Annotated in this window: 14 protein-coding genes; 5 read left to right on the top strand and 9 right to left on the bottom strand. The window is 65.9% G+C overall.

Annotation, left to right across the window (positions count from 1 at the left end):
- Positions 1-122 precede the first annotated feature (122 nt).
- The 3 genes from metC to ACFSCT_RS16235 all read left to right on the top strand — a co-directional run bounded on the left by metC (position 123) and on the right by ACFSCT_RS16235 (position 2,743).
- On the top strand, positions 123-1,289 hold the full coding sequence (gene metC / locus ACFSCT_RS16245) for a cystathionine beta-lyase (protein ID WP_379144498.1): 1,167 nt from the start codon (positions 123-125) through the stop codon (positions 1,287-1,289).
- Positions 1,286-1,945, top strand: coding sequence for a GntR family transcriptional regulator (locus tag ACFSCT_RS16240; RefSeq protein ID WP_379144495.1), 660 nt, complete (start codon positions 1,286-1,288; stop codon positions 1,943-1,945). The genes metC and ACFSCT_RS16240 overlap by 4 nt, the downstream gene beginning before the upstream one ends.
- Before the next feature lie 99 nt (positions 1,946-2,044).
- On the top strand, positions 2,045-2,743 hold the full coding sequence (locus tag ACFSCT_RS16235) for a GntR family transcriptional regulator (protein ID WP_379144493.1): 699 nt from the start codon (positions 2,045-2,047) through the stop codon (positions 2,741-2,743).
- 49 nt (positions 2,744-2,792) lie between these two features.
- Here the strand turns inward: ACFSCT_RS16235 and ACFSCT_RS16230 are convergent, their stop codons facing one another.
- Positions 2,793-2,987, bottom strand: coding sequence for a GMC oxidoreductase (locus tag ACFSCT_RS16230; RefSeq protein ID WP_379144724.1), 195 nt, complete (start codon positions 2,985-2,987; stop codon positions 2,793-2,795).
- Positions 2,988-3,456: 469 nt separating this feature from the next.
- On the opposite strand from ACFSCT_RS16230, the gene ACFSCT_RS16225 reads away from it, so the two are divergent.
- Together ACFSCT_RS16225 and ACFSCT_RS16220 are read left to right on the top strand one after the other, a co-directional pair.
- Complete coding sequence (locus tag ACFSCT_RS16225; protein WP_379144491.1) at positions 3,457-6,243, top strand: ATP-dependent Clp protease ATP-binding subunit; 2,787 nt, start codon at positions 3,457-3,459, stop codon at positions 6,241-6,243.
- A gap of 97 nt (positions 6,244-6,340) precedes the next feature.
- Positions 6,341-7,102, top strand: coding sequence for a peptidoglycan peptidase (locus tag ACFSCT_RS16220; RefSeq protein ID WP_379144489.1), 762 nt, complete (start codon positions 6,341-6,343; stop codon positions 7,100-7,102).
- Between the two features lie 12 nt (positions 7,103-7,114).
- On the opposite strand, the gene ACFSCT_RS16215 is transcribed toward ACFSCT_RS16220, so the two are convergent.
- The 8 genes from ACFSCT_RS16215 to ACFSCT_RS16180 form a co-directional block, all read right to left on the bottom strand.
- Positions 7,115-7,978: a TonB C-terminal domain-containing protein gene (locus ACFSCT_RS16215; protein WP_379144488.1), complete on the bottom strand. Its 864-nt coding sequence runs from the start codon at positions 7,976-7,978 to the stop codon at positions 7,115-7,117.
- The gene (gene exbD, locus ACFSCT_RS16210) at positions 7,975-8,397 is read right to left on the bottom strand and encodes a TonB system transport protein ExbD (RefSeq protein ID WP_379144486.1); all 423 of its coding nucleotides are present in this window, start codon (positions 8,395-8,397) and stop codon (positions 7,975-7,977) included. Before exbD ends, ACFSCT_RS16215 begins: the two co-directional genes overlap by 4 nt.
- A 1-nt stretch (position 8,398) precedes the next feature.
- The gene (exbB, locus tag ACFSCT_RS16205; protein WP_379144484.1) at positions 8,399-9,208 is read right to left on the bottom strand and encodes a tonB-system energizer ExbB; all 810 of its coding nucleotides are present in this window, start codon (positions 9,206-9,208) and stop codon (positions 8,399-8,401) included.
- 175 nt (positions 9,209-9,383) lie between these two features.
- Positions 9,384-9,731 (bottom strand): hypothetical protein, encoded by a 348-nt coding sequence (locus ACFSCT_RS16200; protein WP_379144483.1) that lies wholly within the window; start codon positions 9,729-9,731, stop codon positions 9,384-9,386.
- A 99-nt stretch (positions 9,732-9,830) separates the two neighbouring features.
- On the bottom strand, positions 9,831-12,083 hold the full coding sequence (ptsP, locus tag ACFSCT_RS16195) for a phosphoenolpyruvate--protein phosphotransferase (RefSeq protein ID WP_379144481.1): 2,253 nt from the start codon (positions 12,081-12,083) through the stop codon (positions 9,831-9,833).
- 42 nt (positions 12,084-12,125) lie between these two features.
- Entirely contained in the window at positions 12,126-13,385 is a 1,260-nt protein-coding gene (locus ACFSCT_RS16190) for an aspartate kinase (protein WP_379144480.1), read from the bottom strand.
- A gap of 107 nt (positions 13,386-13,492) precedes the next feature.
- Entirely contained in the window at positions 13,493-13,930 is a 438-nt protein-coding gene (locus tag ACFSCT_RS16185) for a DUF1178 family protein (protein WP_379144478.1), read from the bottom strand.
- Positions 13,931-13,959: 29 nt separating this feature from the next.
- A complete protein-coding gene (locus tag ACFSCT_RS16180) occupies positions 13,960-15,225 on the bottom strand; it encodes a 3-deoxy-D-manno-octulosonic acid transferase (RefSeq protein WP_379144476.1) in 1,266 nt (421 codons plus the stop codon).
- Positions 15,226-15,357: the final 132 nt, after the last annotated feature.

Below are 15,357 nucleotides of genomic sequence, written 5' to 3'. Positions count from 1 at the left end.
CCTCCTCGCTCTGTTGTTCGGACGCCGGGTTGGCGACCCGCCGTATCAACATTTATACACCATTGTATACAACTGAACTTCAGAGTATGCAACACGCAACAAAGCTGCAGGAAAGCCATGCCATGAACGATGAAAAACTTGGTCTCGATACCCGTGTGACCCATAGCGGGCGCAGCCCCCGGCAGCATTTCGGCATGGTCAACACGCCGGTTTACCGGGCCTCGACGATTCTGTTTCCGAATCTCGCGGCGCTGGACGCCAAGGAAGGGGCAAAGCTGCGCTATGGCCGCCGCGGCACGCCCACCACGCATGCGCTGGAGGATGCGATCTGCGCGCTGGAAGGGGGCGATCGCGCGTTGCTCGCGCCTTCGGGCGTCAGTGCGCTCAGCACCGTCCTGATGAGCTATGCCGAGCCGGGCGCACATTTCCTGGTCTCGGACAGTTCCTATGGTCCGACCCGCAAGTTCTGTGAATTCACCCTGCGCAAGTTCGGCATCGACACCACCTATTACGATCCCGCCATCGGCGCCGGGATCGCGGAGCTGATTCGCCCCGAGACGCGGCTTATCTGGATGGAATCCCCCGGCTCACAGACCTTCGAGGTTCAGGATATCGCGGCGATCGCCGGCGCCGCCCGCGCGCGCGGCGTCACCACCGCGATCGACAACACCTGGAGCGGTGGATATTTCAGCCAGCCGATCGCGCATGGCGTGGACATTTCCGTTCAGGCGGGCACGAAATACATATCGGGCCATTCCGACCTGATGCTGGGCACCATCGCCTGCAGCGCAGCGCAATACGACCGGCTGCGGGAAACCTATCTGCGCTTCGGCATCTGCATCAGCTCGGACGACGCATATCTTGCCCTGCGGGGTCTGCGCACCCTTGGCGTGCGGATGCGACAGCATCACACCAGCGGTATCGAGGTCGCGAACTGGCTTCTGCAGCAGCCGGAGGTTCTGCGCGTCATGCACCCGGCGCTGCCGCAGGACCCCGGCCATGACCTGTGGAAAACCTATTTCACCGGGGCCTCGGGCCTGTTCGGCTTCGTGATGAAATCGGTTGATCGTGACGCGCTGGCGCGCATGTTCGACGGCTTCTCGCTGTTCGGCATGGGGTCGAGCTGGGGCGGGTTTGAAAGCCTGATCGTGCCCAGCAACCCCGCGGTCTATCGCACCGCGACGGAATGGAACCCGGGCGGCCAGACCGTCCGTATCCATGTCGGGCTGGAGGATCCGGCCGACCTGATGGACGAGCTTCGCCGCGGCTTCGAAAGGCTGACCGCATGAGCGCGGAGGCAGACGACCCCAGGTCGGCTCTGGCGCGTCCCAGCCCCTTCGATCAGTTGCTGGCGCTGATCGAAAATGGCGAATTGCACCCCGGGCGCAGGTTGCGCGAAACCGAACTGGCCGAGCGCCTCGGCATCAGCCGCACCCCGGTCCGCGAGGCGCTGCACCGGCTGCACGCGATGGGTCTGGCCCAGCAGGGTCCGCGCCGCGGGCTGATCATCACCCAGATCAGCTATGACCGGCTGCGCCAGCTTTTCGAGGTGCGCGAAGGGCTGGAGGGTATGGCGACCCGGCTGGCCGCATCGCATGCCTCGGGCGCCGAGATCGCGCTTTTGCACGACATGGTGGCCGAGGATCGACGCACGACCGACGGCACCCGGCTCGCGCAGCGCAACAAGCTGCTGCACCGCCAGATCGTGCAGGCATCACACAACAGCTATATGATCGAGGCATTGCGCAATCTGAGCGTTCACCTTGGCCTCTTGTCAGGTTCGACCTACGACGAACCCGGGCGCCTGTCGGCCGCCCAGACCGAGCATGAGGAGATCGTCGAAGCCATCGCCGCCCGCGATGGCGCGCGGGCCGAGCGCGCCGCGCGCCGGCACATCGTCGAAGGGCTTGCGATCCGGCTTAGGATGCTGGCCCGGACAGCCTGACGCGGTAACCGGCCGCGCGGCCGTTATTGTCTTAATTGCCGCGCTCTGCCTATAACGGGGTGAGTAATCAGTATGTTCACACCGAGGAACCGGCATCACATGGCCCAGAACAAAGTCGAACCCATCTCGCGCGCCCGGGCGCGTGTCGCTTTGGCCTCGGGTGATCTGGTTTCGCATATCTATGATCTGGTGCGGAAGGAAATCACCGCCGGCACCATTCGCGTAGGCGACCGGGTGACCGAGGCGGATCTGGCCGAACGTTTCGGCGTCTCGCGCACGCCGGTCCGTGAGGCGGTGGCCCGGCTCGAGGCGGACGGCCTTCTGACGAACGAGTCGCGGCGTGGGCTGGTGGTCACCGAGCTCAATCATCAGCAGGTGGTCGAGCTGTATTTCATGCGCGAGATCCTTGAGGGCGCCTCGGCCCGGCTTGCGGCGCAAAGCGCAAGCGACATCGAGTTGTCGATGCTCGAAGAGCTCATCAACAAGGAAACCGTGTCGCTGAACGATCCGTCCACGCTGCTGGAGATCAACCAACGCTTTCACCGGCTGATGATGCTTGCGGCGCACAACCGCTATTTGCTGCGCAGCCTGTCGCAACTGACCCTGACGATGTCGCTGCTGCCCAGCCTTCTGGACCGGGGCGGCCGGGCCGAGGCTGCGGCCGAGGAGCATCGCGCCATCGTGCGGGCGCTTGTCGCCCGCGACCGCGAGGGTGCTGAAGAAGCCGCGCGCCAGCACATCCGCGCCTCGCAACAACATCGGATGCTGTTCAGCCTGCAGGCCGGGTCCGAGGACTGATCCGGCACCGGACCGCGAAGCGGCGGCCCTTACGCCTTCATCGCCGCCTTCATTGTTCCCGCCAGCCGCAGGGCATGGCGGCGATGGTCAGTGCGGGATTCGCCGTGGCCGAAGTCGGGAAGATCGAGGAACCGGCGATGGACAGGTTTTCGTGGTCGTGGCTACGCAGGTCGGCGTCGACTAAAATGGTCGCGACATCGGTTCCCGCCCGCAGCGCGCCGATGACATGGCCTCGCGCCCTTATCTTTGCATAGCCGGACGCGCCTCGCTCACGTTGCGCTTTGAGCGCCGATGGGGCGGTCAGAAGGGGAGAAGTTTCGACGTCAGCCCCATCCCCTGCGCAATTTATTCACATTCAACCGCATGACGACCGTGTCGCTGGCGTGCGCCACCATCGCCGCGCAGTGACCCGCCATGAAACCATCAGGTTATCTTGGCCCGACCCCGCGCTGACAACATGCGGATCTTGGATGCGGCAAGATCGGCGGGTCAGTTTGCCGCGCTGCCACCGCGCGCCGTCCGCCCGACCGCGCAGGCTGGTCGTTTACCCGCATTGACAAATCCCGGCTTTCGCGTTCGGGTTGCCCTATAGGGCGGTGACGATCCCGGACCGTTTCGGATTACACCGCTTTGGCGGGGTGACGCGGCCGCAGGGCCGTCAGGAATTCTGCCCGACTGTCTTGAATCGCCAGGCTTCAAAATGGAGGACCGAGATGAGCGACGGAATTTGCGATATTTGCGGGATACGTCCGGCGACGGTGCGCGTCGCGGCAAGCGTGAACGGGCGCCGCCAGACGCTGGAGCTGTGTCAGGAGGATTATGATCGCTTGCGGGCAAGGCAGGCTGGTAGTCGCTCGCCGTTCGAATCGCTGTTTTCCGATCATCCGCTGTTTTCCTCGATGATGCAGGAGATGCAGGGCGACGACGATGATTTCAGCATGGGCCCGCGCCGCCCGCGCGAGACCGTGGACATCACCGATGTGCTGTCCGAACGCGCGACCGAGATGCTGCAACAGGCGGCGCGCCACGCGCAGGACCGCGGCCGCAGCGATGTCGATACCGAAAACCTGCTGTATGCGCTGGCCGATGCGGATGTGGTCAACGCGATCCTTGAGCAGGTCAAGGTCAATCCGGCCGATCTGAAGCGTTTCATCGACGAAAACGCCCCGCGCGGCGACGGCTCGGACAAATCCAAGGATCGCGGGGTCACTCCGCGGCTGAAGGACGCGCTCAGCCGCGCGCTCGCCGCGGCCCGCGACATGGGCCATTCCTATGTCGGCCCCGAACATCTGCTGGTCGGTCTGGCCGAAGAGGGCGAGGGCATGGCGGCCGACATCCTCAGGAAATACGGGCTGACCCCGCAGGCCCTGCGCCAGCAGATCGCCAAGGTGGTCGGCAAGGGCGCGGAATCGGGCGAGGTCGATCGCCCTTCGGACACGCCCGAACTGGACAAGATGGGCCGCGACCTGACCAAGCTCGCCCGCGACGGCAAGCTTGACCCGGTGATCGGGCGGGCGCGCGAGATCGAGACCACGATCGAGGTTCTGGCCCGGCGCAAGAAGAACAACCCGGTGCTGATCGGTGAACCCGGCGTCGGCAAGACGGCGATCATCGAAGGGCTTGCCCAGCGGATCGTCGCTGGCGAGGTGCCGGAAACCCTGCGCAACAAGCGGCTGGTCGAACTGAACGTGAACGCCATGGTCGCCGGCGCCAAATATCGCGGTGAATTCGAGGAGCGCGTCCAGAAGGTGCTGGAAGAGGTCAAGGCGGCCTCGGACAACATGATCCTGTTCATTGACGAGGTGCACACCATCGTCGGCGCCGGCTCGCAAGAGGGCGGTCTGGACATCGCCAACACCTTCAAGCCGGCCATGGCGCGGGGCGAGCTGAACCTGATCGGCGCGACGACGCTGAACGAATACCAGAAATACATCGAGAAGGACGCGGCGCTTGAACGGCGCTTCCAGCCGGTCATGGTGCCCGAGCCGACCGTCGACCAGACCGTCATCATCCTACGCGGGTTGCGCGACACCTTCGAGGCGCACCATAAGGTGGTAATCACCGACGGCGCGATCAACGCCGCCGCCGATCTGTCCGACCGCTATATCACTGGCCGTTTCCTGCCCGACAAAGCCATCGACCTGTTGGATCAGGCGGCGGCGCGGGTGCGCATGGGCACGACCTCGCGCCCGCCCGAGGTGCAGGAGGCCGAGGCCGAGGTGCGGCAGTTGGGGCGCGAGCTCGACTATGCCAAGTCCCGCAATGACGAGGCGCGCGAAAAGGACATCACCGCGCGGCGCGACGCGGCGCAGAAGCGGCTGGACGCGGCCGAAGAAAGCTGGCGCAGTCAGCGGCGGTCCCGCTCGGACGAGGTGACGGTCGAGGATATCGCCCAGATCGTCGCCAAGCTGACCGGTATCCCGGTGTCGGAACTGACCACCGAGGAACGCGCCAAGCTGCTGAAGATGGAAGAAACCCTGCATATGCGGGTCATCGGTCAGGACGATGCGGTGCGCGCCGTGTCCGACGCCGTCCGGCTGGCGCGCGCGGGGCTGCGCGAAGGCTCGCGGCCGATCGCGTCCTTCCTGTTCCTCGGCCCGACCGGCGTCGGCAAGACCGAGCTTGCCAAGGCGCTGGCGGCCTCGGTCTTTGGCGACGAGGATGCGATCATCCGCATCGACATGTCCGAATACATGGAAAAGCATACCGTCGCCCGCCTGATCGGCGCGCCGCCCGGCTATGTCGGATATGACGAGGGCGGCCAGCTGACCGAGCGGGTGCGGCGCAAGCCCTATGCCGTCGTGCTGCTGGACGAGATCGAAAAGGCCCATGGCGACGTCGCGAACGTGTTGCTTCAGGTCTTTGACGATGGCCGGCTGACCGATGGCAAGGGCCGGGTGATCGACTTTACCAACACGATCATCATCGCGACCTCGAACCTTGGCGCCAACCTGATTCAGGAAGAGATGAAGCGTCGCGGCACGACCGAGGCGGACGAAAAGCGGCTGAAGGGCGAGTTGATGGAGGTGTTGCGCCACCATTTCCGCCCCGAGTTCATCAACCGGATCGACGAGATCATCGTCTTCCACGCGCTCGACCGCCAGCAGATCCGCACCATCGTCGAGTTGCAGCTCGAGCGGGTCAAGCGGCTGGCGCTGGGGCAGGGGATCACGCTGAAATTCGACGACCGCGCCCTGCAACGGCTGGCGAACGAAGGCTACAAGCCCGAATTCGGCGCCCGGGAGTTGCGCCGCCTGATCCGGCAGGACATCGAAACACCTTTGTCGCGGATGCTTTTGGGCGGCGAGGTCAGCGAGGGCGGCACCGTCGATGTCACGGTTGCGGACGGCGATTACAAGTTGACCGTGGGCAAGCCCGCCAAGGCCGAGAAACCCGCGGCCAAAGCGAATGGCTCGGCCGCGAAGGCGTCGAAAGCCAAATCCGACAAGGGCGACGATGACGCCGCCCCCGACGCGCCGGACGCCTCACCCGAGGCCTGATCGCAGGGGCAAAACAAATAGGGCCGCGATCCGTCGCGGCCCTTATGACATCGGGCGCGGCCGTTGTGGCAAGGACCGAAAAATTGCGGGGGGCCGGATGATCACCAGCGGCAAGGGCCATGCCACGAATGCCATGGTAATCTCGGTTTTCATGGCCTGGGCTCTGGCCGCTCCGGCGGCAGGGCAGGATGGCGGCTTGCCCGAACCCGGCGCCGAGCAGCCGGATTATGCCGCGATGATGGCGGAAGCGGCTTGGGACTGGCGGCCAGGTGACCTTATTTTCCGCAATGACGTCAATAAGATCGACGATGCCCTGAAACGCAGCTTTGGCCTGCGTTGGGCCTCGGTGGGGATTTTGCGACCAAGCAGCGGCGGCCCGCGGGTGGTCTTTGTCGATCCTGAAAAAGGCGTGACAGAGGATATGCTTTACGCCTACACCGAAGGGCTTTCGCCTGACGACTACGCGGTTTACCGGCCGCGTGATCTGAACCCCGGCTATGATCCGAATGCCGATCTGATGGTCGCCGGGCCGATGGCGAAATTCGCGCTGTCGATTGCCTACGGCGCGCCGCAGGACAAGCAATTCCTGTTCGCGAACGGGGCCTTTTACAGCGCGGAACTGGCTTATGAAAGCGCGCTGAATGCGGGTATCGTTCTGGGTGCGCCCACCCGTCTGGGGGCGCTTCTGAAAGACCCGAAAACCCTTGATCCACGGCTGGGCGATCTGCTCGAGGCACACAGATATTGCCAATATGAACAATCTCTTGACGATTGTCGCGCCGTCCAGTTGCAGGAATTGTCGCTGGTGACCACCGACAGCCTGATCGCATCGGGCGCGCTGGACCGGGTTTATCCCTGACGACCTCGCCGGTTATCTGAGACGAAACGGGATGGTCAGGTTGCGGGGGCGCCCGTCGGGGGGCGCCGGCAGGCGGCGGGGCATGCTTTGGGCGCGCCGGGAAAGCTCTTGGTCGGTCCGGGCATTGCCGGTTCCGCGCCCAAGCGCGGCCGAAATGACCGAACCGTCACCCGACATCCGGATCGTGATCGTGCCGGTCAGGTTGCGCCCGCGCACCGAGGCGCCGGTCATATGGGCGTTGACACGCTGCCGCACCCGCGCCTGCCAGTCATTGATCGCCCGCGCCGAAACCTTGGCGACGCCCCCCGGGGCTGATCCCGCCGCTTTCACGGCGGGTTGCCCGGCGGCCGGTTGCGTTTGCGGGCGGCGCGGTTCGACCCTGTCGGGCGATTTTTGCGTCTGCTGCCTGCTCGGCTTGGGTTGCTGTTGTTCGACCTTGGGCCGGGGCCGATCCGGGCGGCGTTTGGGGGGCGACAGGTTGGCCAAGGCGCGCAGGTCCGGCACTTCGATATCAGGTGGTCCGGTCAACGCCTCCATCAGCGGATCCGGCACCCGGATGTCGGAAGGAGGGGCGGGGACCTCGAAATCCGGCGGCCCGGCCAAAGCCTCCATCACCGGGTCCGGCACCTTTATATCGGGCGTCGGCACCGCCACGTCGGGCACCGGGTCCGGGGTGATCTGCGGCGGCGTGGTCAGCGCGAAGGCGGGTTCGGGCACGGTGATGGGTTCGGGCGGCAAAAGGTCGATCATCATCGGGGTTGCCGGCGCGGAGGCGCTGGAATCCGCCACCCGCAGGATCAATGCACCCACGGCAGCATGACCGGCAAGCGCCACGCAGGCGCAGAGGATCCATGCCGTTTGCCGCCAGCTGCTCACCCCGGCACCTCGACCCCGACAAGGCCGATACGGGTAAAGCCCGCGTTCCGCATCGCGTTCATCACCGCCATCAGATCACCATAGGTCACCGACTGATCGGCGCGCAGATAAAGCCGCGTTTCGGTGTCGCCTCCGGTCGCGGTCTGCAACGCCTGCGCCAGCCCGTCCTTTGGCACGACCTGATTACCCAATGCGACACTCAGGTCCGGGCGCACGGTGACATAGACCGGCGTCTCCGGGCGCGGCGCCGGCGTGGCGTTGGAGTTGGGCAGATCGACGTTGATATCGACCGTCGCCAAAGGCGCCGCAACCATGAAGATGATCAACAGCACCAGCATCACGTCGATGAAAGGGGTGACGTTGATCTCGGCCAGTTCATCAAAATCATCGCCGCGCTGCTCGCGGATGCGGGCGCCCATCTCAGCGTGCCCCGCCGGTCGCCGCATCCAGCGCGCGGCTGGTCAGGCGTTCGATCAGCGCGGCCGCGTCACGCAGACCGCTGCGATGGGCGGCAAGCCCGCGGGCGCAGAAATTATAGATGACCACGGCCGGGATCGCCGCGACCAGACCCAATGCGGTCGCCAGCAACGCCTCGGCGATGCCCGGTGCCACGACGGCAAGGTTGGTTGTCTGCGCCTTCGATATGCCGACAAAGGCGTTCATGATCCCCCAGACCGTACCGAACAGCCCGACGAAGGGCGCGGTCGCGCCGATCGTGGCCAGAAGGCCGGTGCCCGCGCCCAGACGACGCAGCGCGCCGGCCTCGATCCGCTCCAGCGACGAGGCGGCGCGTTCCTTGATGCCTTCGGGTCCGGCCAGCGGCAGATCGTGCATGCCCGCCGCAACCTCGTCCGACGCGGCGCGCAGCATCCGCGCCACCGGGTCGTCGGTCCCGTCCAGAACCGGCAGCGCCGCCCTAAGACTGCCGGCGCGGGCGATCTGTTGCCGGATGCGCGCCGATGTGCGGATGGCCCGAAGGATCTCGGCGAATTTCATCAGCGCGATGGTCCATGTCAGGACCGAGGCAAGCGCAAGCCCGATCATCACCGCCTTGACCACCACATCGGCCGCCATGAACATGCCCCATGGCGACAGATCATGCGGCAGGGTGCCCGGCGTGGCGCCCGCCGTTACGTCCGCCGTTGCGCCCGTCGTGGCGATCTGCGCCGCTGCCGGCAATGCGCAAAGCACCCCGGTTGCTATCAGGACTGCCACGCTTCGTCGGATCATTCGCCGTTCCTTTCACAATTCTCGTCAGCCGCAATCCGGACCGATGCAGCCTGATGCATGCACTGTCGGGGGATGCCGGGAATGTCAAATCATGACGGGATGTCAGGCAGGTGTCAGAAACCGCGCATGCGGCGTATCACCGCAGCCGCAGGGCATCGCGGCACCGAAAAAGCGCCTAGCAGGATCCGATGATCCGGTTGACGATCAGCCGTGCGTCCTGCCCATCGGTGGCCGGCGTATACGTGCCGCCAATATCCACGCAGGTGAAATCGGCATAGGCCTTGCGGACGGCTGCGACATCCTCGGCCGAACCCTCAAGCGCGGGCAATTCGGTGATATAGTTTTTTTCGGTCCCGATACTCAGGGCATAGGTGGGGCAGGGCGCCTTTACGCATTGAATAAGCGAGGGTTGCAACCGGATCTGCTGATCGGTCCGGGTTTCCGCGACGCCGCAGCCGGGTATCGCGGTGAGCAGCGCCAGCATGGCGGCGGTTCTTGGGACGAATGCGGGAACACGGGTCATGACAACTACCTTTCGTCACCGGAATGATGCCGGGGCAACCGATCAGGCCATCAGTCTGATCGCCCCGGCGATCACATGCAAATCACTCTTGCCGGCAAATCACTCTTGCTGGGTGGCCAGCCATTCGGCGACGGCGGGGCGCAGGTTGGTCGCGCCCGCGCTTCGCGCCTCGTCGATGACCTGCCGCAACTGGCCCAGATCCGTGCGGCGGATCAGGTGCTTGACCGGTCCGATCGAGGCCGGGCGCATCGACAGCCGGCGCAGACCGAGTGCTGCCAGCGTCAGCGCCTCGATCGGCCGGCCGGCATCCTCGCCGCAGAAGGAAAGCGGCGTGTCGGCCTCGGCGCAGCGGTTGACGATCTGCTCGATCAGCGAAAGAAAGCTGGTGTCAAGCGTGTCATAGCGGCGGCGCACCCGCTCATTCTCGCGGTCGGCGGCAAAGAAAAACTGTTTCAGGTCATTCCCGCCGATCGAGATGAAATCGCACATTTCAAAGAACTTGCGCGGCGCGAAGGCCAGCGAGGGCGTTTCCAGCATCGCGCCCACGCGGATGTCGCTGGGCATCTCGTGGCCCAGCCGCTGCTCGCGCGCCATTTCCAGCAGAAGCGCCCGCCGGGCCTCTTCGAACTCGCTCATCTCGGCGATGAAGGGGAACATGACGTGCAGCGGACGACCCGCCGCCGCCCGGATGAAGGCCTGCAACTGCATCCGCAGCACGCCGCGCTTGTCCAGACCGACGCGGATCGCCCGCCAGCCCATGGCCGGGTTCGGTTCGTCCTGCGGCTTCATATAGGGCAGCACCTTGTCCGATCCGATGTCGAGCGTGCGGAAGATCACCGGCAGACCGTTGGCGCTGTCCAGCACCCGCGCATAGATCGACGCGAGCTCGCCGCGCCGGGGCACATGGCTGCGGATCAGGAACTGAAGCTCGGTGCGGAACAGGCCCACACCCTCGGCGCCCGATCCGACAAGCGAGGGCAGATCGGCCATCAGCCCCGCGTTCATCATCAGGTTGATGCGCGTGCCGCAGCGCGCCGTCGCCGGAAGCTCGCGCAGGTCGGCATAGCGTTTCAGCGCCTCGGCCTGCATCGCGATCTTGTCGCGGAACGCCGCCGCCACCGGCTCCTCGGGGCGCAGATGCACAAGACCCATGTCGCCATCGACAAGGATCGGGTCGCCGTTCAGCGCCTCGGTGGTGATGCGGGTGGCGTGGATGACCAGCGGAATCGCCAGCGAGCGCGCGACGATGGCCGCGTGGCTGCCGACCGAGCCTTCCTCAAGCACCACGCCGCGCAGCTTGCGGCCGTATTCCAGCAGTTCGGCCGGCCCGATGTTGCGCGCGATCAGGATCGGGTTTTCGGGCAGTTCGGCCCCGGTGTCGCTGCCCTGACCGGTCAGGATCCGCAACAGCCGGTTCGACAGGTCGTCCAGATCGTGCAGCCGGTCGCGCAAATAGGGGTCAGAGGCGTTTTCCAGCCGCGCGCGGGCGACGGATTGTTCCTTTTCGACCGCGGCCTCGGCGGACAGGCCAAGGTCGATGTCCTCCTCCATCCGCCGCAGCCAGCCGCGGGAATGGGCGAACATCCGGTAGGATTCGAACACCTGCGCATGATCGCCCTCGCCGCCCATATCGGCGTCGGCCAAAAGCGCGTCGACGGTCTGGCGCAGGGTATTGACGCCCTCGATCAGGCGCTTTTTTTCGCGCTTGGGATCGTCGCCGACCGGGTTCGAGATGACGACGCGCGGGTCATGCAGCCAGACCCGCCCCTCGGCCGCGCCTTCCTGTCCGGTGGCGCCGCGAAACATGGTCGGGAAACGGTGTGCGGGGGGCAGGGAATCCTCGCTGCCGCCCAGAAACGCGCCCAGTTCCGCCATTTCGGCCAAAACCATCGCCACCACTTCCAGCCCGTAAACCTCGTCCTCGGTGAACAGCCGCGAATCCCGCGACTGGACCACCAGAACGCCCAGCTTTTCCCCGACGCGCTGAATCGGCACGCCCAGAAAGCTGGGGAACACCTCTTCGCCGGTCTCGGGCATGAAGCGGAAACCCGGCTCTGAGGGCGCATCGGCGGTGTTCACGTGCCGGCCGGTGCGGGCGACGCGGCCGACCAGACCCTCGCCCAGACGCAGGCGGGTCTTGTGGACGGATTCGGCGCGCAGACCTTCGGTCGCGCAAAGCTCCAGCGTGGCGGGATCGCGGAACAGGTAGATCGAGCAGACCTGCGTGCCCATCGAATCCGCGATCTGATGGGTGATGCTGTCCAGCCGGTCCTGACCGCCGCCGGGGGCGGCCAGCGTGTCACGCAACCGCCGAAGCAGCTTGCGGCTTTCGCTGTCCTTCCGATCCGCCATCAACGCCCCCATAAACTGCTGGTTGCCGGGGCGCGGCCCCCCTTACCCGGCTTTCTCAAGCTCAAATGCATCATGTAGCGCCTGAACCGCCAGTTCCATATATTTGCGGTCGATCAGCACGGAAATCTTGATCTCGGAGGTGGCGATGACCTTGATGTTGATATTCTCGGCAGCAAGCGCCTTGAACATACGCGCGGCGACACCGGCGTGGCTGCGCATCCCGATGCCGACCACGCTGACCTTGGCCACGTCCTTGTCGACCACCAGCTCGTCATAGGCGATCTGGCCGCTGGCGCGGGCATCCTCCATCGCTTTGCGGGCGCGCTCGACCTGGTTCACCGGGATCGAGAAGGTCATGTCGGTGACCGCGCCCGGATGATCCTCGTAATCCTTTTCCGAGATGTTCTGAACGATCATGTCCACATTGACCCCGGCATCGGCCAGCGGCGCGAAGATCGCGGCGGAAATGCCCGGCCGGTCCTCGACCGTGACCAGCGTGATCTTGGCTTCGTCGCGGGAATAGGCGACGCCAGAAACTACTTTCGATTCCATGATCTCATCCTCGTCGCAGACCAGAGTGCCCGAATTGTCGTCCGTATCCTCGAACGAGGACAGGACCCGCAGCCTTACCTTGTAGCGCATCGCCAGTTCGACCGATCGGGTCTGAAGCACCTTGGCGCCAAGACTGGCAAGCTCCAGCATCTCCTCGAAGGCGATCTTGTCCAGTTTGCGGGCATTGCCGCTGATCCGGGGGTCGGTGGTATAGATGCCGTCGACATCGGTATAGATGTCGCAGCGTTCGGCCCCGAAAGCGGCGGCGAATGCCACGGCGGTGGTGTCCGAGCCGCCCCGGCCCAGCGTAGTGATGCGGCCTTCGTTCGAGACGCCCTGAAAGCCCGCGACCACGGCGACCTTCATGCCTTCGGCGAATTTCGCATCGATGTTCTGGCGCGGGATTTCGACGAAGCGGGCGGCGGAATGCTGGGCGGTGGTGCGGATCGGCACCTGCCAGCCCTGCCAGCTTCGCGCCGGCACGTCCATTTCCTGAAGCGTCAGCGCCATCAGCCCCGCCGTCACGTTCTCGCCCGAGGCCACAACGGCGTCATATTCCCGCGCGTCGAACATGGGCGAGGTGCCTTCGACCCAGCCGACCAGTTCATTGGTCTTGCCCGACATGGCGCTGACGATGACGATGACGTCATAGCCCCGCGCGACCTCGCGCTGCACCTTTTTGGCGGCATTTTGGATGCGGTCCAGATCCGCGACCGAGGTGCCACCGAATTTCATTACCAGAAGCGGCATCAAAGGCTCCCGTCCCGCGAAAACATCGGGCGCGTTCTTAGGCGCGCTGCGGTGAAAGGGCAAGAGCATGCGGCGCGGGCGAAATCATCGCGCCGCCGCGCCGCGCCCTAGTTGGTCCTGGAGCGCGGGCGAAACGGAAGCGGGGCCACCGGAATGCCGTCCTCGATCAGCTTGCGGGCATCCTCGGGGCGTGCCTCGCCATGGATCGGACGCTCGGGGATGTCGCCGTCATGCATGGCGCGCGCCTCGGCCGAGAAGGACATGCCGACATAATCCGAGTTCGTCTCGACATGATGGCGCAACTGTTCAAGGGCGGCCTCGGCGGGGTTGCGCGGCTGGCTCAGCGCGCGGGGACCGGCCTCGGGCGCCGCCGCGACTGTGCCGGCCGGCACCGCCGGCGCCATCAGCGCCTTTTCGACCGTGGTCGAGCGGCAAATCGCGCATTCCACCTGCCCGGCGGCGCGCAAGCCGTCGTAATCGGCCGAGGATCGGAACCAAGCATCAAAGCGATGCCCTTTGTCGCAGTTCAGATCATAGCGGATCATCGGTGTCGGACCTCACGTCGAATATTGACCTAATTGATATCGGTATCGGCGCGCGCCGGTGCAAGTTCCACGATGCGGGACACCAGACCGGACGGGTCGCCGGCGTTGCCGAGAAGCACCAGTCTTGCGTCCGCCCCCATCTGCGCCTGCCGGGCCGGCTGGCTGGCGAGGTGCACCAGGTTCCGGGCCAGATCGGCAGGCCCCGTCACCTTTACGATCGCATCGGCCCGGGCAAGGGCCGCGAACCCCTCGGCATGGTTGCGGGTGTCGGGACCGGCCAGCAGCGCGCAGGCATAGGCCGCGGGTTCCCACGGGGTATGACCGCCCCGGTCGGTCAGCGTGCCGCCGATCAGGCAGATGCCGGCGGCCTGATACCAGCGCGGCATCTGACCCAGCGTGTCGGCCAGATGGACCGCGCCGGGCGGCTGGCCAAGAGATTCGCGGCTGGGCGTAAAACCGGCCGCCGCGACAAGGGCGGCCACGGCATCGGCCCGGTCGGGGTGGCGCGGCGCCAGGATCAGCCGCAGATCGGGAACGCTGCGCAGGGCCTGCGCATGGGCGTCAAGCACGACCCGCTCCTCGCCCTCATGGGTCGAGGCGGCAAGCCAGGTGCGGGCACGCGCCGGATGGGTCACCGGGGGCAGGCGGCGGGCCACCTCGGCCGGGGCGAGCAGCTTCAGGTTCAGGCGCGGCAGCACCGCGTTCGGCGACAGGCCAAGACGCAGAAGCCGCGCCTCGCTGTCCTGATCCTGCGCCGACAGGGCCGAAAGGCCCGACAGCGCCGGTCCGATCACCCCCGGCAGCCGGCCCCAGCGCGCGGCGGATTTTGCCGACATCCGCGCCCCGACCACGACCTGCGGAATGCCGCGCGCCCGGGCGGCGGCGGCGCGGTTCGGCCAGATCTCGTTCTCGATGGTCAGCATCAGCGCCGGGCGAAAGCTGTCCAGAAACCGCCCGACCGCCCCCGGCACGTCAAGGGGCGCCAGCCGCACCACCGCTGTGGGCAGGTCCCACGCCTTGGCGGCGGCGACCCCGGTCGAGGTGTTGGCGGTGATCACCAGCGGCAGCTCGGGCAGTGCGTCCCGCAGCGCCCCGACCAGCGCCCGCGCCGAGACCAGTTCACCGACCGAGGCCCCATGCACCCAGATCCCGCCGACCGGAAACGGCGCCCCGGCGTCGTCGTCGACCGCCAGCCGCCGCGCCAGCACGCTGTCGGGCCGCAAGCAGGCGGCGCCGCGCAGCAGGGTGCCGGCAAGCCGGCTCAGGGTCGCATAGATCGTCAGGCTTACGCTCATGCCGCCCGTCTTAGCCGCCCCGCCGCCGTGCGCAAAGGGGCCGGATGCGGCACGCCGCCCCTTCACGCATAAAACACTGCCGTCGCGGTTCATGTTTGTTATGCTGAGCGCAAAGCGTGCCCATGTCGCTGG

The organism is Paracoccus pacificus, from assembly GCF_042680785.1.
In the GTDB taxonomy this organism is placed as follows: domain Bacteria; phylum Pseudomonadota; class Alphaproteobacteria; order Rhodobacterales; family Rhodobacteraceae; genus Paracoccus; species Paracoccus pacificus.
Note: the sequence above shows the minus strand (reverse complement) of the source record. Positions and strands in the feature narration are given on the sequence as shown.

Coding starts and splice junctions, on each gene's coding strand:
- ACFSCT_RS16190 (WP_379144480.1), bottom strand. CDS start 13,385: ATGCCGCTTCTGGTAATGAAATTCGGTGGCACCTCGGTCGCGGATCTG.
- ACFSCT_RS16200 (WP_379144483.1), bottom strand. CDS start 9,731: ATGACCCGTGTTCCCGCATTCGTCCCAAGAACCGCCGCCATGCTGGCG.
- ACFSCT_RS16220 (WP_379144489.1), top strand. CDS start 6,341: ATGATCACCAGCGGCAAGGGCCATGCCACGAATGCCATGGTAATCTCG.
- ACFSCT_RS16240 (WP_379144495.1), top strand. CDS start 1,286: ATGAGCGCGGAGGCAGACGACCCCAGGTCGGCTCTGGCGCGTCCCAGC.
- ACFSCT_RS16185 (WP_379144478.1), bottom strand. CDS start 13,930: ATGATCCGCTATGATCTGAACTGCGACAAAGGGCATCGCTTTGATGCT.
- ptsP (WP_379144481.1), bottom strand. CDS start 12,083: ATGGCGGATCGGAAGGACAGCGAAAGCCGCAAGCTGCTTCGGCGGTTG.
- exbD (WP_379144486.1), bottom strand. CDS start 8,397: ATGGGCGCCCGCATCCGCGAGCAGCGCGGCGATGATTTTGATGAACTG.
- ACFSCT_RS16235 (WP_379144493.1), top strand. CDS start 2,045: ATGGCCCAGAACAAAGTCGAACCCATCTCGCGCGCCCGGGCGCGTGTC.
- exbB (WP_379144484.1), bottom strand. CDS start 9,208: ATGATCCGACGAAGCGTGGCAGTCCTGATAGCAACCGGGGTGCTTTGC.
- metC (WP_379144498.1), top strand. CDS start 123: ATGAACGATGAAAAACTTGGTCTCGATACCCGTGTGACCCATAGCGGG.
- ACFSCT_RS16225 (WP_379144491.1), top strand. CDS start 3,457: ATGAGCGACGGAATTTGCGATATTTGCGGGATACGTCCGGCGACGGTG.
- ACFSCT_RS16180 (WP_379144476.1), bottom strand. CDS start 15,225: ATGAGCGTAAGCCTGACGATCTATGCGACCCTGAGCCGGCTTGCCGGC.